Origin of the sequence: Paraburkholderia flagellata (assembly GCF_021390645.1) — a bacterium.
In the GTDB taxonomy this organism is placed as follows: domain Bacteria; phylum Pseudomonadota; class Gammaproteobacteria; order Burkholderiales; family Burkholderiaceae; genus Paraburkholderia; species Paraburkholderia flagellata.
The window spans coordinates 583,750-600,275 of the sequence record NZ_JAJEJT010000003.1; the positions used below are offsets into that span (position 1 = coordinate 583,750).

Annotated in this window: 19 protein-coding genes; 6 read left to right on the forward strand and 13 right to left on the reverse strand. The window is 61.1% G+C overall.

All coding sequences use genetic code 11. The annotated features are described in order from the left end of the window. Positions 1 to 5: 5 nt before the first annotated feature. The 3 genes from L0U83_RS26270 (at position 6) to L0U83_RS26280 (ending at position 1,627) form a co-directional block, all read left to right on the forward strand. Complete coding sequence (locus L0U83_RS26270; RefSeq protein WP_233887084.1) at positions 6 to 794, forward strand: helix-turn-helix domain-containing protein; 789 nt, start codon at positions 6 to 8, stop codon at positions 792 to 794. A 106-nt stretch (positions 795 to 900) separates the two neighbouring features. Next, positions 901 to 1,230 (forward strand): c-type cytochrome, encoded by a 330-nt coding sequence (locus L0U83_RS26275; RefSeq protein WP_373321139.1) that lies wholly within the window; start codon positions 901 to 903, stop codon positions 1,228 to 1,230. A 28-nt stretch (positions 1,231 to 1,258) separates the two neighbouring features. After that, positions 1,259 to 1,627: a DUF3564 family protein gene (locus L0U83_RS26280; RefSeq protein WP_233887085.1), complete on the forward strand. Its 369-nt coding sequence runs from the start codon at positions 1,259 to 1,261 to the stop codon at positions 1,625 to 1,627. Between the two features lie 25 nt (positions 1,628 to 1,652). Here L0U83_RS26280 and L0U83_RS26285 read toward each other — a convergent pair whose 3' ends face one another. From L0U83_RS26285 to L0U83_RS26300, 4 genes are all read right to left on the reverse strand, one after another. After that, positions 1,653 to 1,979 carry a hypothetical protein gene (locus L0U83_RS26285; RefSeq protein ID WP_373321115.1) on the reverse strand — a complete coding sequence of 109 codons (327 nt, stop codon included), beginning with the start codon at positions 1,977 to 1,979 and terminating at the stop codon, positions 1,653 to 1,655. A 70-nt stretch (positions 1,980 to 2,049) separates the two neighbouring features. Then, positions 2,050 to 2,289 carry a UDP-glucose 4-epimerase gene (locus L0U83_RS26290; protein WP_233887087.1) on the reverse strand — a complete coding sequence of 80 codons (240 nt, stop codon included), beginning with the start codon at positions 2,287 to 2,289 and terminating at the stop codon, positions 2,050 to 2,052. Between the two features lie 177 nt (positions 2,290 to 2,466). Beyond that, positions 2,467 to 3,300: a universal stress protein gene (locus tag L0U83_RS26295; RefSeq protein ID WP_233887088.1), complete on the reverse strand. Its 834-nt coding sequence runs from the start codon at positions 3,298 to 3,300 to the stop codon at positions 2,467 to 2,469. Between the two features lie 112 nt (positions 3,301 to 3,412). Continuing rightward, a complete protein-coding gene (locus L0U83_RS26300; RefSeq protein WP_233887089.1) occupies positions 3,413 to 3,847 on the reverse strand; it encodes an Hsp20/alpha crystallin family protein in 435 nt (144 codons plus the stop codon). A 302-nt stretch (positions 3,848 to 4,149) separates the two neighbouring features. Here L0U83_RS26300 and L0U83_RS26305 point away from each other — a divergent pair, with 302 nt between their 5' ends. Beyond that, entirely contained in the window at positions 4,150 to 4,971 is an 822-nt protein-coding gene (locus L0U83_RS26305; protein ID WP_233887090.1) for a universal stress protein, read from the forward strand. Positions 4,972 to 5,051: 80 nt separating this feature from the next. Here the strand turns inward: L0U83_RS26305 and L0U83_RS26310 are convergent, their stop codons facing one another. The 6 genes from L0U83_RS26310 to L0U83_RS26335 all read right to left on the reverse strand — a co-directional run bounded on the left by L0U83_RS26310 (position 5,052) and on the right by L0U83_RS26335 (position 9,490). Beyond that, on the reverse strand, positions 5,052 to 5,741 hold the full coding sequence (locus L0U83_RS26310) for a CBS domain-containing protein (protein ID WP_233887091.1): 690 nt from the start codon (positions 5,739 to 5,741) through the stop codon (positions 5,052 to 5,054). 371 nt (positions 5,742 to 6,112) lie between these two features. Continuing rightward, positions 6,113 to 6,382 (reverse strand): hypothetical protein, encoded by a 270-nt coding sequence (locus L0U83_RS26315; protein WP_233887092.1) that lies wholly within the window; start codon positions 6,380 to 6,382, stop codon positions 6,113 to 6,115. A 328-nt stretch (positions 6,383 to 6,710) separates the two neighbouring features. Then, positions 6,711 to 7,595: an IS3 family transposase gene (locus L0U83_RS26320; RefSeq protein WP_233887093.1), complete on the reverse strand. Its 885-nt coding sequence runs from the start codon at positions 7,593 to 7,595 to the stop codon at positions 6,711 to 6,713. Next, positions 7,592 to 7,885, reverse strand: coding sequence for a transposase (locus tag L0U83_RS26325; RefSeq protein ID WP_233887094.1), 294 nt, complete (start codon positions 7,883 to 7,885; stop codon positions 7,592 to 7,594). The genes L0U83_RS26320 and L0U83_RS26325 overlap by 4 nt, the downstream gene beginning before the upstream one ends. Positions 7,886 to 7,915: 30 nt before the next feature. Beyond that, positions 7,916 to 8,353 (reverse strand): hypothetical protein, encoded by a 438-nt coding sequence (locus tag L0U83_RS26330; RefSeq protein WP_233887095.1) that lies wholly within the window; start codon positions 8,351 to 8,353, stop codon positions 7,916 to 7,918. A gap of 336 nt (positions 8,354 to 8,689) precedes the next feature. After that, the gene (locus L0U83_RS26335) at positions 8,690 to 9,490 is read right to left on the reverse strand and encodes a helix-turn-helix transcriptional regulator (protein WP_233887096.1); all 801 of its coding nucleotides are present in this window, start codon (positions 9,488 to 9,490) and stop codon (positions 8,690 to 8,692) included. 487 nt (positions 9,491 to 9,977) lie between these two features. On the opposite strand from L0U83_RS26335, the gene L0U83_RS26340 reads away from it, so the two are divergent. Then, positions 9,978 to 10,997, forward strand: a complete 1,020-nt coding sequence (locus tag L0U83_RS26340) for an AraC family transcriptional regulator (RefSeq protein WP_233887097.1) — start codon at positions 9,978 to 9,980, stop codon at positions 10,995 to 10,997. A gap of 55 nt (positions 10,998 to 11,052) precedes the next feature. Here L0U83_RS26340 and L0U83_RS26345 read toward each other — a convergent pair whose 3' ends face one another. The 3 genes from L0U83_RS26345 to L0U83_RS26355 all read right to left on the reverse strand — a co-directional run bounded on the left by L0U83_RS26345 (position 11,053) and on the right by L0U83_RS26355 (position 14,863). Beyond that, positions 11,053 to 12,108 (reverse strand): beta-keto acid cleavage family enzyme, encoded by a 1,056-nt coding sequence (locus tag L0U83_RS26345; RefSeq protein ID WP_233887098.1) that lies wholly within the window; start codon positions 12,106 to 12,108, stop codon positions 11,053 to 11,055. Positions 12,109 to 12,185: 77 nt separating this feature from the next. Then, entirely contained in the window at positions 12,186 to 13,055 is an 870-nt protein-coding gene (locus tag L0U83_RS26350; protein WP_233887099.1) for a TauD/TfdA dioxygenase family protein, read from the reverse strand. Positions 13,056 to 13,684: 629 nt separating this feature from the next. Next, the gene (locus tag L0U83_RS26355; RefSeq protein ID WP_233887893.1) at positions 13,685 to 14,863 is read right to left on the reverse strand and encodes a porin; all 1,179 of its coding nucleotides are present in this window, start codon (positions 14,861 to 14,863) and stop codon (positions 13,685 to 13,687) included. Positions 14,864 to 15,426: 563 nt separating this feature from the next. On the opposite strand from L0U83_RS26355, the gene L0U83_RS26360 reads away from it, so the two are divergent. Further along, positions 15,427 to 16,242 (forward strand): carboxypeptidase-like regulatory domain-containing protein, encoded by an 816-nt coding sequence (locus tag L0U83_RS26360; RefSeq protein WP_233887100.1) that lies wholly within the window; start codon positions 15,427 to 15,429, stop codon positions 16,240 to 16,242. The last annotated feature ends 284 nt before the right edge of the window (positions 16,243 to 16,526 follow it).

Genomic DNA, 16,526 nt, shown 5'->3' on the forward strand with positions numbered 1-16,526 from the left:
CGATCATGTACGCTGCGCCCGCCTGCGACACGCCCCAAACCACGGCATCGCCTAAACCACGGCCCGTGAGGTCATTGCACCCAGCCGTGAGCGACGCGGCACCGCTCGGTCCGGCCACGCGTTGCTCCACCTGTTCGCTGCGTGCGGTCTGCATGCCGGGCGATCTCACTTCCAGCGAGCTCCAGCAACTCGACACCATCGTCCACACCACGCGCCACGTACGGCGTGGCGAAGCGCTGTTCCGTGCGCTCAGCCCGTTCCAGAGCCTATATGCCGTGCGTACTGGCTCCTTCAAGACGATCGTGATGCACCGCGAAGGCGCCGAACAAGTCACAGGCTTCCAGATGCCGGGTGAACCGCTCGGACTCGACGGCGTGTGTTCCGGCACGCACACCTGCGAAGCCATCGCGCTCGAGGACAGCACCGTCTGCATCATTCCGTTCGGACAACTTGAGATGCTGTGCCGCGAGAGCCCGCGTATGCAGCACCATCTGTACCACTTGATGAGTGGAGAAATCGTGCGCGAATCGAGTCTGATGATGCTACTTGGCACAATGACCGCCGAGCAACGTCTCGCCGCGTTCCTGCTCGACCTGGCCGCGCGCTTCCGGGCTCGTGGCTACTCCGGCGTGCAATTTCATCTGAAGATGAGCCGCGAGGAAATCGGCTGCTTTCTTGGCATCAAGCTCGAAACCGTGAGCCGGATGTTTTCGCGCTTTCAACGGGAAGGCCTGGTCGAGCCGAACGGCAAGCAAATCCGCATCGTCGACCCCGAGGGACTCGCACGCATCTGACGTGCGATGCACGCCAACCCCACCTTCAAGGAGACAACCCATGCCACGCACCCGCCTCGCGTTTTATGCTGCGCCGGTGGCAACTTTGCGCCAGGTATCTGCCGTCATGATGTTCGTGCAGGCAGCCGCCGCGTTGGCTGCCGCGCTGCACACTGGCGCTGCGCATGCACAGCTTCCCGAACCCACGGAGCTCGTGAACCAGCAGCACTGCATGTTTTGCCACACCACCGACGCGCCTTTCCTCGCGCCATCGTTTCAGCAGATCGCCGGGCGCTACCGCGACAAACCGGACGCGAGCGCGATGCTCGAACAAAAACTCCGCCACGGTGGGAAGGCTCACTGGGGCGATATGGCGATGCCCCTGCCGAAGGATCGCGGTGGACCGCTGTCGGCCGAGGACGCGCACACACTTGTTCAGTGGGTGCTCAGCCAGTAGCTTTACGATTTGCCTCGAGGAGAAAATCATGCGCGTTACGGTCCATTTCGACAGTTTCGACCGCCTTGACCCATGCGCTTATGCGATTGTCTGGATCGACACGGCGTCAGGCAAATGGTCACGCGAAGGCCACGCGGGTTTGGCGATGCCCAGGTGGGGACGATGCGGCCGCTTACCAGACGGAACGAGTCTCATAGCAGGAGAGGACTCGCATGACATCTGCGCGATCGAAGGCCTCGACCTTGCCGCGAGCGATGGTCCGTTCGAAGGCGAGGACGGTCGCGCGCATTGGCATGCGCGCGACCGTGCTGAGCCGATCGTCGGACATTGGCGCGTGCAATGCGTCGACGCGAGTGCGGCCGATCCCGAGGAAAGTCTCTTTGCCGACGAAGCCTGAGGGGTGTCGCCCTGCGTCGCGTGGATCAATGATCGGAGCGCGCTGTACCGCCTCCGGCCCTATTGACTATTGCCGCCGAACACAACTCGCGTTCGGCGACATCGAACGCCGCACGCACGGCGGCTAGCGGATCTTCGTTCTCGCAATGGGCGATCAGCTTGAATTCGCGCGAAACCGACCGGAGGTCGAGTCGAACGTCGTATGCGGCCTTCCTGCAACCGGTGCTCAACTGTTCGATGGCGAGATGACAGCCCGACAGCATGCCGCTGAACCGGTCGAGGCGCAGCAACTGCACGCCCGCTTCTGCCTCGAGAGCGGACGAACCCGCGAAACCCAGATAAACGATTTGCATCCCGAGTCCCATCGCCGCGCCCTCCGTGTCGCCTTTGCTGGATCTGCTCGCGAATGCTTGTGAGCGGGGACTAGACATCAAACGCGTGACGGCTCTTGAGATCCACCCACACTGCGCCCTCTCGCAGGCCCTCCAGCACCGCCGCGACCTCGCTCTCGAAGATGCGATGATGGGCAAACGCATGGTTGAAGTGCTGCTCCGGCGTGCCATGCGCGACGTTGATCAGACAGCAGAAGCCGCCTTGCGGAGCGGGCGAGGTTTCAGCCTGGACGCGCCACGCGCCCGCGTCGATGGTGCCCTTCAATGCCATGATTTCGATCTCCGTTTCGCGCGAAAGACGCGCAATATCCGCTAACAATCGATTTCAGGATAAGGCCGGTCTGCGCACAGCAATTGATGCATATCAATCGAGGCACAGCGGAGATTGAGACGCCTTCGTTGCGCCTGACCTGCCTGCGAGTTGCACGCCGAACCACCCGAATGTGCGTCAGGCAAGCCTCGACTGCCCGGAGGTCTGCGGCACGAGTAACAGTGGCAGCACAGTCATCTGCGCGACATCGGCTGCGACGCTCCCGTAGCGCCAGCGTCCGCCCGGTTGGCCAGCCCGCGTGCCACAAACCAGCAGGTCCGCGCGCCACTCCGTGGCGGCCTCGACAATGGCTTGAGCGGTTGTTTCGCCATCGTGCCGTGCGTTCAGGACCGCCGCGTCGAAGTCTTCGGGATGCTGGGCGGCCACAGGGTCGCACGCAAGGTACGCCACGCGCACCGTCGCGCCCGGTTCGGCAAGCCGCGCGGCCTCCCGCACGGCGCAGGCCGAAGCCGAACTTCCATCGCTCGCAACGAAAATGCGTAGCGGTGGCGCCGTGCACCGGCGCGCGTACGGTGCCTGAATCTGGAGCACAGGACAGTGAAGCCCGTCCTCGATCACGACGCGATTGCCCGGCGTGCAAATGGTCAAGTCGGCGCCCCAGCGTCGAATCGCCAGCGCGAGCGCTTCCGTACATGCCGGATCACCCGCGTGCGGCTCCAGCAGTTCGCGATCCGCCTCGATTCCGCGCGACGCGAGCGCTGCGCAGGCGGCATCCAGCGTCGCCGCCAGCGTGATCCGGTTGCAGAATCGCCGCGCGGCCTGGTGGTCGGCATCTGCCGTTCGGGCACCACGCGCAAGGCCAACGACGTGCACCTGCGCACCAGGCGCCACCCAACCCGCGATACAGTCGAGCAGCGAAGCCACGCGCTCCGCACCATCCAACACGACAAGGATGCGCACATACGGCGCGACATGATGCGCTGCGGCGACTTCGTCGACACGACGTTTCATTGGCCTGCTCCCCGTTCATTCGGAGCGCTGCCCGCGATGCCCGAATGACACTAACGAGTCCATGGCGCAGAACCACCGGCTCCGCGCCGCCTCCTGTTTTGCCTTCATGCGTTCATTCGATCTGCAGCCGCTTTTGCTCGGCGGCTGCCTTTTTCGGCAACGTGAGTGAGAGGACGCCGTCCTGGTACTGTGCGCTGGCCGCGCTCTCGTCGATATCGCTCGCCAACGAGAACGTGCGTCCGAATGCGCCGCTGTAACGCTCCCGGCGAATCACGCGCTCCCCTTCCTTTTGCTCGGTGTTGCGCTCGACCTTTGCGTGAATGGACACGACGTTGCCGTCGATCTTCACGTCGATGTCCTTCTTGTCCACGCCCGGCATTTCCGCCTTTACCGTGTAGGCATTGCCGCTCTCGCTCACATCGATTTTCATCGACGGGACTTCGTCTTCGTCGGCTGCGAGCATGCCTCGCAGCGGCCGGAACAAGCCCTGGAACAGGTCGGGCGCCAGCTCCATGGAAAACGGGTCATAACGTGTCAGCTTGCTCATCGCCTTCGCTCCTTTCCGCCGTCGCGGCGCACGAACCATCCGGCCGGATCGCGCTGCCACCCGCAGAGGTCACCCCACACACCGTGCGCGCCGCGCCATGCGGCACGCGCCGTCTTCAATCTAGACAGGCGAGGCGTTTTCCAATTGATCTACCTCAATGTCTCCTTTTTCGGCACTCGTGTGCGCCGTATGCGCTCACGAAAAAAGACTGATTCAGATCAAACTTATAGCGTCCCTCGTCTTTAGACTCGGATTACGCGGTGAGCGTCGAAGCGCACTTCAACCTTTCGCTGGAGATCGCAATGAGCTGCAAGACCATCATGGTTCACATGGACACGAGTGCTAGCGCCAATGCGCGGCTCTCGCTCGCGCTGAGGCTGGCTCGCGGGTTCGGCGCACATCTGGAGGGACTGTTCGCGAGGTTCGAACCCAACCCGCGCGAATTCCACGTGATGGGTGGAACAGCCGCCTACTACGACACGCATCGCACGCTGCGCATGGAACAGCGCGGCGCGATTGAACGGCTCTTCCGCGCAGAAGTCTCTCGCGCGCAGATCGATGGCGTCTGGGCCGTCTCAGAGGGCGATCCCGTTTCGGCGATCATGCAGCGCAGCCGGACAGCGGATCTCGTGATTCTCGGACAAGCCAATCCGGACGACCCGGAGTCCTATATTGCGGATCGATTCCCGGAGAGCGCTCTCCTTGGGGCGGCGGGGCCGGTGCTGCTGGTGCCATATACGGGCCGATTCGAGTCGTTCGGCAAACGCGTGCTCGTTGCCTGGAACGCAAGCCGCGAAGCCGCCCGCGCGGTTCACGACGCGTTGCCGTTCATCCTTCGAGCGGTGCACGTGACGATCTTGACGCCTGAGCAGTCGCACGCGTCGTGCGAAGACCTTGCCGCCATGCTCGCACGCCACGGTGCCACGTCGATCGACATCACCCTGCTTGCCCCGCACGCGGCCGAATCCACGGGCGATGCGCTGCTGAACCATGCCGCCGACGGCGCATACGACCTGCTCGTCATGGGTGCATACGGCCACACGCGATTCCAGGAGCTGGTTCTGGGCGGCGCCACGCGAACCATCCTCTCCACGATGACGCTGCCGGTTCTCATGTCTCATTGACCGGCCACACGCATTGCGACGGTCGAATGAGGTCGCGCAGGATCCCCGGCGCAGGAGAAAGCCGCCGGGGAAAAACGCCCTCACATCGGCGTGAACACAACCGGATATCCGAGATGGTCTTCGACCCCCTTGACGCCGGTTACGCGCTCCGCAGAGACCAATATCGCCTTGCGCTCCTCTTCCGAGTTCACCGTGCCCCAGAGGTGGACGATCCCTTCCTTGACGACGACATTCTCTGCAGCCATCGCCCATCGACGCCCCTCCAGTGCATGAAGCACGTCTCGCTGGATGCCAGCGTCAGACGCGAGCGCCGCCGCATCGGGCTGTGCCGCGCTCGCCAATGCGCGTATCAGGTTCGCGCGGCTCACGATGCCCACGAGCTTGCCCTGCTCCAGCACCGGCACGCGCTTGATGTGGTGGCGCTCCAGGAGGTCGGCGATCTCGCTCAGTTCCGCTTGCGGCGTGACGTAAATGACATTGCTCGTCATGATGTCGCCCACCTTCACGGCATTTTCCTTCAGGTACTCGCTTGCAAGCCTGCGGGTCGAGTGGAGGAATTCACCCAGCCAGCTACGCTGCGGCTTGCCTGTTCCTGTTTCCACGCGATGCAGCAGATCGCCCTCGCTGAGAATGCCGACAATGGCGCCGGTTTCGTCGACGACCGGCATGCCGCTCACGTGATGACTGGTTAGCAGTATCGCGGCCTCGAAGACCGACGCGTCTGGGCGCACGCTTACGACGTGCGTGGTCATGATGTCCAAAGCTTGCATGAGTTCCTCCGTTACCGGCAAACGCCGTACTGGGACTCAATTTAGAGATCGGCTGCGCACGTGCATTGACCTAAATCAATCATGCGGGCTCACTGCGACAATGAGTGCCACCTTGATTGCGTCAATTGATATACCCGCGATCCAATCCGGAGCGGTCCGATTGACGACAAGCAGTCTAGCGGCCTCGTCGATCGTCATGTTCGATGCTGCGGTGACGACTGACGTCGTCAGGACGTGGCGTGCGAGCGCTGAGGCGCCTTGATTCCATAACCTGATTCAATTCCGGATTGGCACACCGTCCTTTGCGCAAAGAGCTGCCTTGAATGGGCTCGTCTTAGCGTTGAGTGTTGAGTGCGCCCAAGCCGACAGTGCTATCGAACTTCGAGTGAGCAATAGAGGTCTGGAATGCAAAGGGCAATCGAGTCATTCAGCGCAGGCTGCGTAGCAAACGAAATCTGCGATGCGTCGAAGCGCGGAAACGGCGTGTATCCCGAAGCATAGGGCGCCCGGGCGGACTCATCCAGCCCGGAATCGAAATCGGCGTTACCGGTCGCGGCGATACAGCACTGAAATCCGGCGCTGGCCATCGCCGTGAACACGCAGCAGGTTAGAACGGTTATGGTCCGGCTCGGGTCGCTCATGTCGCGGCTCCTTAAGCGTGGCACGTCGTTGAGCGCTACCTTCCCTTCGCAAGGCAGCGTGCCCCTTGGAACAGGTTATGACGAGGAGGCGGACCGCACCAAATAGCCATCAATACGTGATGTTTGCCGGGCGCATCACCGTAGTGCGGCCAAAGCCCCAAGCGCATCACGTCGGCCGATCGTCGATGACAAACCATCGGAGCGTGCGCGCCGGTTCGTCAGGCACGGCGATTTGCGTGGGCAGGCTGCTAATCACGCCCCTCACCTGGGCGACAAACGCGTCACCCTTCACCGACGCAAGCGACACTGTTTTCAGGCCGCACTGATCTTACCCACGAACCGTGGACACCTTGAATTTGGCGTTCGTCAGCATTTCAAAGGGCAGCGGCGCCTCGTAACCGATCGTTGAGTGACGCCGCTGGCGGTTGTAGAACACCTCCATATATTCGAACAGACTGGCTCGTGCCTGATCGCGGGTTTTGAAGTCACAATGCATGACCAGCTCTGTTTTCAACGTGTGGAAGAAGCTTTCCATTGGCGCGTTGTCCCAGCAGTTTCCCTTGCGGCTCATGCTCTGACGGATCGCGTGCCGGCCGAGCAAGGCACGATATTCGACCGCTGAGTACGTTGTTCCCTGATCGGAATGCACGATACCCGGAGCCGATCCGCGTTTGCTTATCGCCATCTGGAGAGCATCCATTGCGAGCCGGCAATCGAGTGTCCTGCTCATGGCCCAGCCCACCACAGCACGCGAGTGCAGGTCCAGGATCGCGGCCAGATAGAGCCAACCCTCGCGCGTTGCGATGTAGGTGATGTCGCTCAGCCAGCAGGCGTCCGGCCGGTCAGCCAGGAATTTGCGCTTGACCAGATCCGGCGAGGCCTTTCTCGTGTTGCGCGAGTCAGTGGTCACGCGATACCGCCTGATGGCTTTCGGCATGATCTGTGCCTGTCGCATCAGTTTGGCTACCGTATTGAGGCTGCACGCAACTCCCTGCACGAGCAGTTCGGCATGCACGCGCGGGGCACCGTACGTGTGGCGGCTTGCGACATGAATGGACCGGATCTTCGAGGTCAGCAGCGCCTGCCTTTCGCTGCGCCGACTTGGCACACGGGTGCGGGCGGCATAGTAACCGCTAGCCGAGACGTTCAGTGCCTGACACATGGTCTTCACTGGGTAGCTATGCGCATGCGAAGCAATGAACTGATGCTTCACATCGATCCCCGCGCGAAGTAGATGGCCGCTTTTTTTAAAAGCTCATTCTCCTCCCGGAGCCGAGCATTCTCACGCTTGAGCTTCGCGACGTCTTCTTCCTGAACTGGTGCACGTTTCGGCACGCCGACGCGCTCCTCTTCTTCGAACTCGAGCCGCCAGTTGCGCAACTGGTTCACACGGATTCCAAGCTCGCGAGCAATCTGCGCCTTTGGTTTCTCGCCCAGCGCCGCCAGCCGAACCGCTTCCAGCTTGAATTCCCGTCTATACCGCTTGTATTCCTTGCGTTCCATGAGACACCTCGCAGAGCTAGTATGCCCTTTTCAAGGTGTCCACCGAACGTGGGTAAGATCACACTGCGCCGCTGTGTTCAAGCGCGAGTGAACGATGGTGAGCCACCAATCCGTGATCGTGTAGCCGGTGTCGCGGGCTTCGATGCACGTCCGATAGTTCGAGGTGACAAACTTCCCGGCGTCACCCGAGGCGGCCACCACAGCCCACGCCTTCTCGTAACTCCCGTCAGCCCGTCCCGCAGCATCCCACTCCATCGGCTGCGTTTGCAGCCCATAGAGACTGGCCACAGCGACGCCTGCAATTGCAACGAATCCAGCGAGATACATGGGATGTCGCTTCGCGGCCTGTTGGCCCGTTTTCAGTACAGAAATCATGACGTGATCCCCCTTCTTCGACGACGAGGTTTGGTCCCTGGTTCTGCGGTTGTTATGGTCACCCTGAAATACACTAGCGGCGATGGAACTCATCGTAGGTTATGCGCTGACGCCGGAACATAACCTGAACAGGTGATCGCGTAAGCCCTGCACAGACAGCACCGCCGGCACCTCTCCCGCCGACTTCGGACGGAGGGCGTGGCGACGCGATGTTTGCAATCTGGGATGAACTCACGGACTTCGTGGTTGGAACGGGCACGGTGCGCTCGAAAGGATCGAAATAGACCAGCACTTCCGGGGAAATCCCGGCGAGCGGTCGTATTGCCCAGTCCAGCAATTCGGCACGCGGCAGGCGTGAACCGGCAGAGCATTGCATCGCGCGGACGGCGGCTCGGCATCGTTGCCTGCAACGCCGGCGTCTGTCGTTCGCTATCTCAACTTGCCGAGCCACAGCGCGGTGAGCGTTGAGCGACTCCCGACGTTGAATTTGGTGTAGATCGACTTGATATGGACATGCGTCGTGTTCGGACTCTGGTCCAACTTCTGCGCGATCTGCTTTTCCGTGAGTCCGTCGAGGAGCCCCAGTAGCACCCTTCGCTCGGCCGACGTCAGGGGGGCGTCGGCGATAAGCAGGCCGTGACTGAGCAGTTGCTGTCGGTAATACCATCTCAGCCCATGCATCACGAAGCCCAGAAGCTCGAGATCCGGCGCAGAGAAACGGGGTGCCTGCACATCGCGAAACACGAAGAGATGAATCCGCACATCGTCGTTCAGCGAACAACGCACCTGGATGCTGTCGCCGTGACCGACTTCGAGGTAGTGCCGGCGATAGTGCTCACCTTCAAACCATTCAGCGGGCATCGCCTCGAAGAGCAGGTTGGCGCGGAACGGCTCGTTCCCCGACATGGCCACGACATGTGACGAGTCGACGTTGCCGGACCAGAGTGTGTCGAACTGCTCCTGCACGGAAGCGACCATCGCGGGTACCGGATGCAGGAGCCGAACCAGGCGTGGGCGCCAGCCGAACAAAGGATCCTTTGACGCGAGCGAAGGCAATCGCACAACTACGGCCCAAAGCGCATTCTGTGCCGTGGCCATCGCACAGAGCGTGGTTAGCAAATGGGTCAGCGCGGCATCGCCTTCGCCTGCGGAGAACTCGGCCAGCCGATCCCAGAGTGCAAAGACGTCATCGTGGACCGCTGGATTGGCGGAATTCGCGAATGCATGCATGTCGTCCCCAAGATGAATGGGCGGATCACCGATCTTCGGTGATCCTGGCATCGCCTGACAAGGGCCTGTTCGTTGGGCGAGGCGTTCGTTTGAAAAATGCAGCGTCCACGCCTGGCGATCCGGTTTTGATCGGCCCGACCGGCCGCGCATGTGCACACGGCGCTTGGCACCAGCGCAATCCTGGCCACAAACGGCTGTTGCCGATCGATTCTGTTGAAAAACTCGACCGCCACGAATTTAGCGAGGTTTTCAGGGGTCCTCTTACCCCTACCGGGCGTTCACGAGCGGCTTGTAGAGCGAATCGGACGTCGCGATTTAAACGAGCGCTGGCGACAGGCTAGCGCATACAACAATCTTACATTATTGTTGATATATCAACATAATTGCAATGGATCGCTTGCCTGTGTGAAGTTCAATTGCGGCAAGACGATGGATGCGAGCTGAGCAATGGTAGGATTTGCGCACAAGATTCGAATGAATTTCAGGTATGTTTGGAGACCTAAAGAGCAGACAATTACCCATCACCCACGGCGCAAGCCTGGCTGGTTATGCGGAGCTTGCACGCAGCGTTGGCCTCGACGCCAACGCCATGTTGCGACGTGCGGGGCTAGGTAGGCATGTCCTCGACGATCCGGAGGCTCCGGTCAGCCTGGAGGCTGCCTGTGAGTTGCTTGAGACCAGCGCCGAGGCGTGCGGCGTCGAGAACTTCGGGCTGCGGCTGGCGACGCAGCGCGATTTGTCCAACCTCGGCCCCATTGGACTCGTGGCAAGGGAAGAAATCACGGCCATGCGCGCGCTCGACACCGTCTGCCGGTATCTGTGTTTGATCAGCGCTTCATTGATGGTGCGCATCGAACATCAGCGCGATCTCGTCGCGATTCGGGCGTACGTCCTGTTGCCGCCCTCCACCCGCAGCCGGCAGGCACTGGAGCTGACGGTGGGGATGCTGTACAGGATCATCGCCGAACTGCTTGGTTCTGCCTGGAAGCCGGTGCAGGTGTGCTTCACTCACAGGTCGCCGCGAGACAGCAAGCCCCATCGCAAGTTCTTTGGCATCCCCGTCACGTTCAACGCCGAATTCGACGGCATGGTGTGTCGCGCGGCTGACCTGGGCCGGCCCCTGTCGCGTGGTAAGCGTGACGTCACCCGCTTCGCTGTTCGGTACCTTGACCAAGCCCTGGCGCAGCAACGCCCAAGCTCCAGCGCGACGGCCCGCCAGTTTATTGCCGCCATGCTGGCAAGCGGCCGCTGCAGTGCGCAGCAACTCGCCGAGCATCTGGGCGTGGATCGCCGGACGGTCCACCGACATCTCGTGACCGAAGGCGAATCGTTCCGGGGGCTCCTTCAAACGACACGGATGGAATTGGCGGAGCGGCTCGTGGCAGAAAGCGACCTCGCGTTATCGGAGGTCGCCACACTCCTGGGTTTTGCGGTGCCCAGCGCTTTTTCCAGCTGGTTCACAAGGACGTTTGGCAGCAGCCCCAGCCAGTGGCGGAAGAACCGCTAGAGCAGACCGACATGGCCTGACGCGTTGCCCTGCGTCAGGCCGGTCGGCGATGTCGTCAGGCGTGAAGCGTGAAGCCGCGCTGGCCAGGCTTGCGGTTCGGTGCGAAACCGACCTTGCTCAGCGTCTCGTCGATGCCGTCGTAGAACTCATCGACCTTGCAGATCTGGCGAGCTTCCTTGCCGGTGGCAATCTCCCGTCCGAATTCGCGGGAAATGCGTACCAGCTGCTCGACCTGCTTGACGGTGCTCATCTTGCTCTTGTGGTCCTGCGTCCAGATGTTGTCCTCGATGCCACAGCGCACGTGCAGGCCCATCGCGATGGCCATCATGTTGATCGGCAGCACGTGGCGCATCGACGACTCCAGTGTCAGGATCGCGCCGTCCGGCACATGCCGGATGAAGTTCATCAGCGTGTATGGATTGGCGCCGTCGAAGCCGCCGCCGATCATGACATAGGTCAGCTTCAGCGGCCCCCGATAAATACCGCGACGCATCATGCGCTCGACCGTCTCGAGCTGGGCGACGTCGCCAAGCTGAAATTCGGTCTGGATGCGCTTCGCCTGCAACCGTCGCAGATGCTCCTCCATCCACGCTGGCCCGGCTGGAATGGTCATTTCGCGATAAGCCTCGTACATCTTCGGCTCGCCAAGCGACGTGCCGGCGACGTCAGCCGCCGTCATCTTCTCGCAGACATTCATCTGGTTGCTATTGATTGCAATGGTCACCTGATCGGGTTTCGGGAGCAGTTCCGCCAGCATGTGACGGGTATCGTCACTCAGCCACTTCGCCGCATCGCCTTCGTTCTCGGGTGCAAACGAAATCGAGCCGCCAACTTGCAGAATCATGTCGGGCACCGCCTCGCGCAGCCCCGCAAGCAATTCGTTGAACCTGGACAGGCGCTTGGAGCCCTTCCCGTCTTCCTCGCGAACATGCACATGCAGCACGGTTGCGCCGGCGTTGTAGCAATCTACGGCCTTCTGCACCTGGTCCTCGATGCTGACGGGAATGTCTTCCGGAAAATCCGAGGGAAGCCACTCAGGCCCATAGGGCGCGGCGCAGATGCAAAGCTTTTGTTGATTCTCGGGGAACCACGAATCGTCCATGAAGTTCACGACTGTCTCCTTGAATGGGCCCGACGAGTGTTCGGGCCGATGTTAGGGTTTCGGGATAATTGGTCAGCCCGCGTCAGTTACGCCGGGCGCTCTCCGGGACCAAACGGACGGTCACCGATGATGCCGGCACGCTCCATCTTGCGGTGGCACGGCGGATAGTCCATGACCGCGTAATGCTGGGTCGAGCGGTTGTCCCAGATCGCCATGCTGTTGGGCTTCCAGCGCCAGCGCACCTGGTATTCGGGAATGAACGCCTGGCTCACCAGATAGCGCAGCAGATCGCCCGCGCCGGGATTGGCGTCCTGTCCATAGCGCACGTTCACCGGCGTGTGGAAGTTTGTGAAGTGCGTGGTGAAAGCATTCACGAACAAGATGTGCTCGCCAGTCTCGGGGTGCTCGCGAACCACCGGGTGCTCAGCGTCCGGATACTGCGCCTTTAGCGCAAGGCGCTTCTCGATCGGCATCGCTGCACCAAAGCTGGCTTCGATGCTGTGGCGGGCACGCAGCCCGGCGATCTTGCGCTTGATCTCCTCAGGCAGCTTTTCGTAGGCGAGCGCCATGTTGGCCCACATCGTGTCGGCGCCGACGGCCGGCCCTTCTACACAGCGCAGCACGCAACCCATCGGCGGCGCGTCTCGCCAGGTGGCGTCGGTGTGCCACGCATTCTCGTAACGGTCGGCAGGTTGGTCGGGCGACTTGTAGATCTGCACGAGACCGGGCGCGTCCGGGTGAGACGGCGCAACCGGATGATCCTCGAGTTCGCCAAACCGGCGGGCGAAGGCGACGTGTTCGGCGCGGCTGATGCTCTGATCACGCAGGAACAGCACTTTATGTCGTAGCAGCGCAGCTTTGATCTCGGCGAACAGGCCGTGGTCAACCACGGCATCGGCAAGATTGACACCGATCAGTTCGGCGCCGATTGCACAGGTCAATGGTTCAATTCGCATCGCTTTCCTCTTGGGTTCTCAGGATCAGGTTGCGAATCGTGGAATGCCGCTCCTCACTGAAGGCCATGCGTGAACTCCTTGTCTCCATTCGTTTTGGGCGCGCGTTAGATTCGCGTGAGAGCAAGGTTAGGACCTTCCATCCGAATTGACTTTCTCAATTGGGACAATGAATTTCTCATTTGGGACACACCGAAGCGTATGCCCTTAGCCCTTTGATGCAGGTCAAAAATGAACGTTGGGCACCTTGTACCTGGACAGGCAAGATGAGTAGAGATACTAAGCGTCGTCAACCGACGCCATCACATCGGATATCTGCGAGCGGCGTTACCTATTGGGTCATGAATCTCAGGGGGAGTCCGAATGAGCGGCCGATTTCACTCGGAAAGCCGCCATTTTGCGTGTGCGGCATCTAATGGCAGCAGACGGTTGATTTCCGCCGGATGGAGTCGGGTCGACGCAAGCATCCGTCGTAGGCTCACCATCGGACCGTGTGCGGCCGACAAGCGCCGCCCACCGTGGCTTGTGCATCGACGGTCGAGCGCCGGCCACGCGCTCGACAGCGGACCGGCGTTGCAACGATTGCCCGGGCACCCGAGGCGGTGTCCGCGTCGCAGGGTATGAACGCGTCTTTAGAACATCGTGCGAAGTCCGACCGCCACGCCCACCTGATTGGTCCGGCCAATCGTGTTCGTCGGAACGCCCTCGCCGTTGACCCCGCCCGGGTAGTCGGCGGAGAAGGCGCCTGTGCCGCGCGCGAAGTCCGTGATCCCGTAGACTTCCGTGCGCTTCGTGAACGAGTATTCGGCGAGAACGGTAGCCGATTGGTTCACCCCCTTGCCGAGCGTTCCGTCGAGCAGTTCAGCATTGCGCGTCTGCCCGTAATAGTAGGCGAACGTGAACAGCAGCGAAGGCATGGCGTGCCAGTTCACACCTGCGTACCAGGTGTCGTCGATACGGTTGGGGCTGCCTGCACCCTTCAGTGTCGGCGCGCCAGATTGCTGCATATAGAGGTCAGTCAAACCAGTCTGGTCCTGCCCTCGCAGCCAGCCCGCCAGGAGGCGGATTTCGTGGGTGACCTGAAACGCGCCGCTGACGTGCATGAAGTTGCTCTTGGCGCCATTGATCGAGCTGCCGACACTGGTGCCAACCGAAGAGCCGGTCGCAGACGTTGGAACGGAAACCTGCTGGAAGCCTGCGTTGAGCATGGCCGGGCCGTACGTGTAAGTCAGTTCCACGGCATAGGTGGCGCCGAGACCGGGCGCGCCTGGCTGGTTGCCAAAACCGTAAAGGGCATTGATATCCAGGCCACTGAAGCTACCCTTGTACTTCACCGAGTTGTTGACTTCGAGGTACGGGCCGATGCCGTTATACATCCAGCTGTTTTGCCAATAGTTGCCAACGGTCAGCGGGTCGAAGATATCGCCCAGGGTGTCGTAGGCCGGCGCATATTGCCTGCCAAAAGTCAGCGAGCCCCACGTCTTGTTCGACAGCCCCACGAAAGCTTGCCGACTGAACAGCGTGCCGGGGACATGTAGTTGCCCATTGAAGGCTTCGAACCCGTTTTCGAGGCGGAAGATCGCGGACCAGCCGTCCCCCAGATCCTCACTGCCCCTCAAGCCCCAGCGGCTGTGGGTTTCCGGGCCGGAGGTCATGGCGACCTGGTCGTTGCCGCCCGGCCCGGCATTCGTCTGATACCGGATGGCTTCGTCGACGATGCCGTACAGCGTGACCGAACTTTGTGCGAATGCCGTCGACGCCGCGGCAGCGAAAAGCGCGCCAGTGGCGCTGGAAATAAGTATTTTTTTCATTAGCAATCCACAGTAATTGGTGAGGAACTGGGAAAGTTTCCACGCTGGAACAACAAGGCCGTGAACGGGAGCGTAGCGTGTCATTTCATTGAGGCACAGCTATTAGTTACGGAGTGTTGTTTATTTGCTGTGCCGGGACAGGTATGTGCAAATCGTCTGATAACTTTCTGTGGAAGATAACGACCTGGCAGTTGGGTCTTGATGCACTGCGCCGCTTTGAGCACGAGGCATTGCCGATGCCGGGGCGGCCAGGGAGTAGAGAAGCACTGCTTTTAATTGCTGTGCCAGTAGAGCTTTGGTGTGAGAAATAAATTAAGCGGAACAATACTTTTGACTACGCGCTCGAATGTGTCGATTTCAGCAAGACCAGCAAACTCTCATGGCGATCCCTGTCCGTTCGACTTGCTACACTGCGGTGGTACTTGCGCCTGATACATCTCACCACGTAAAGACAAGTCAGCCGCCCTTGCTCGTCTGAAACGTCTGAAGTAAATCGAGGCTCTCACAGACGCCTGCGGGATGGGCCCGGCGCCGCGCTCCCGAGATTGGCCCGGAGGTTCATCATGTTCACGACATTTTCTGGTCTCTCGAGAACCGTCCTGGTTGTCGCTGTGTGTGCTGCATCGACGGCAGCCTTTGGGAAGCACGCGAAGCAGTCACAGGCGCCCCCCGAATCGATTTCCTCCCTGTTGCTGAGTGACGACGAACGCATTGAGTTCTGCACAGAGATGCACCGTGCGTCGACGCTCGAAGAACGTCGGGTCGTCGTGGAGCGCATGCGCGGTACACTCACTCCCCGCGCAAAAGCACAAGATCTTTCCCTCCCGCGTTGGTTGCTGGAAGGACGTCCGATGAACGGGTTCGGCGGCCCCAATGGCACCATACCCGGACTGGATTGCGAATCGGGTATCAGCAGACTCCACGCACAGGCGGTCGCGCCTGCCCGGCAGGCACCCGACCACAAGACGCCCCCCTCTGAGGCGCCGCCCAGCAAGACGCCTGCTCAGGAGATGCCAGGCAGCGACATACCGGTCGGGCATGACCGCGGTATCGCCTATGTCACGGGCGGCGTGGGCGAGGATGAAGCCACTGCGCTTCGCAGGCTCGCGCCCGGCTATAGCATGCGGGCAACATTCACGGCCGCATCAGGCGAGTACCTGTCGGGTGTCGCCGTGCAGATATTCGGGTCCGACGGGAAGGTCGTCTTCACTGGCACATCGGCCGGCCCCTATCTGTTCGCGCGGCTGCCCCCGGGCCACTACCGCGTCGTTGCGACATTCGATGGCGTGGAGCGTACTCGCTCACTTTACGTTCCCACGCGCGGCAGCGTCAGATTCAAACTGACATGGGCGACGTCGCGCGCCGCTTCGTCCAGCTGAGTATTCCAGGCGTGCCGACTGCCGCGAAGGTGCAGATGACCACTGAACCTGGAAAGGAACCGCTCGTCTGGTGTGGCATGCAACGGCAGGAGCGGGACGGCTGAATCCGCCGCCAGGAACGGTCATTCACGCGCACCGTTGCTGAGACACTCAAACGTCTGAAGCTCGTCGTCATTAAGCGGCCAGGCCGTTCGCGACGACGACCGCATTTTCGGCGGTTGAATACGGCAGTTGAGGCCGTGCATCTCGGCAACGGGCTGGCATCGCGATATTGGACTTAGGTC

Excerpts from the sequence above, each read along its gene's own strand:
- L0U83_RS26315 (WP_233887092.1), bottom strand. The coding sequence starts at position 6,382 with ATGAGCGACCCGAGCCGGACCATAACCGTTCTAACCTGCTGCGTGTTC.
- L0U83_RS26325 (WP_233887094.1), bottom strand. The coding sequence starts at position 7,885 with ATGGAACGCAAGGAATACAAGCGGTATAGACGGGAATTCAAGCTGGAA.
- L0U83_RS26335 (WP_233887096.1), bottom strand. The coding sequence starts at position 9,490 with ATGCATGCATTCGCGAATTCCGCCAATCCAGCGGTCCACGATGACGTC.
- L0U83_RS26290 (WP_233887087.1), bottom strand. The coding sequence starts at position 2,289 with ATGGCATTGAAGGGCACCATCGACGCGGGCGCGTGGCGCGTCCAGGCT.
- L0U83_RS26270 (WP_233887084.1), top strand. The coding sequence starts at position 6 with ATGTACGCTGCGCCCGCCTGCGACACGCCCCAAACCACGGCATCGCCT.
- L0U83_RS26280 (WP_233887085.1), top strand. The coding sequence starts at position 1,259 with ATGCGCGTTACGGTCCATTTCGACAGTTTCGACCGCCTTGACCCATGC.
- L0U83_RS26310 (WP_233887091.1), bottom strand. The coding sequence starts at position 5,741 with ATGCAAGCTTTGGACATCATGACCACGCACGTCGTAAGCGTGCGCCCA.
- L0U83_RS26285 (WP_373321115.1), bottom strand. The coding sequence starts at position 1,979 with ATGCAAATCGTTTATCTGGGTTTCGCGGGTTCGTCCGCTCTCGAGGCA.
- L0U83_RS26330 (WP_233887095.1), bottom strand. The coding sequence starts at position 8,353 with ATGAGTTCCATCGCCGCTAGTGTATTTCAGGGTGACCATAACAACCGC.
- L0U83_RS26340 (WP_233887097.1), top strand. The coding sequence starts at position 9,978 with ATGTTTGGAGACCTAAAGAGCAGACAATTACCCATCACCCACGGCGCA.
- L0U83_RS26300 (WP_233887089.1), bottom strand. The coding sequence starts at position 3,847 with ATGAGCAAGCTGACACGTTATGACCCGTTTTCCATGGAGCTGGCGCCC.
- L0U83_RS26295 (WP_233887088.1), bottom strand. The coding sequence starts at position 3,300 with ATGAAACGTCGTGTCGACGAAGTCGCCGCAGCGCATCATGTCGCGCCG.
- L0U83_RS26275 (WP_373321139.1), top strand. The coding sequence starts at position 901 with ATGATGTTCGTGCAGGCAGCCGCCGCGTTGGCTGCCGCGCTGCACACT.
- L0U83_RS26350 (WP_233887099.1), bottom strand. The coding sequence starts at position 13,055 with ATGCGAATTGAACCATTGACCTGTGCAATCGGCGCCGAACTGATCGGT.
- L0U83_RS26355 (WP_233887893.1), bottom strand. The coding sequence starts at position 14,863 with ATGAAAAAAATACTTATTTCCAGCGCCACTGGCGCGCTTTTCGCTGCC.
- L0U83_RS26305 (WP_233887090.1), top strand. The coding sequence starts at position 4,150 with ATGAGCTGCAAGACCATCATGGTTCACATGGACACGAGTGCTAGCGCC.
- L0U83_RS26360 (WP_233887100.1), top strand. The coding sequence starts at position 15,427 with ATGTTCACGACATTTTCTGGTCTCTCGAGAACCGTCCTGGTTGTCGCT.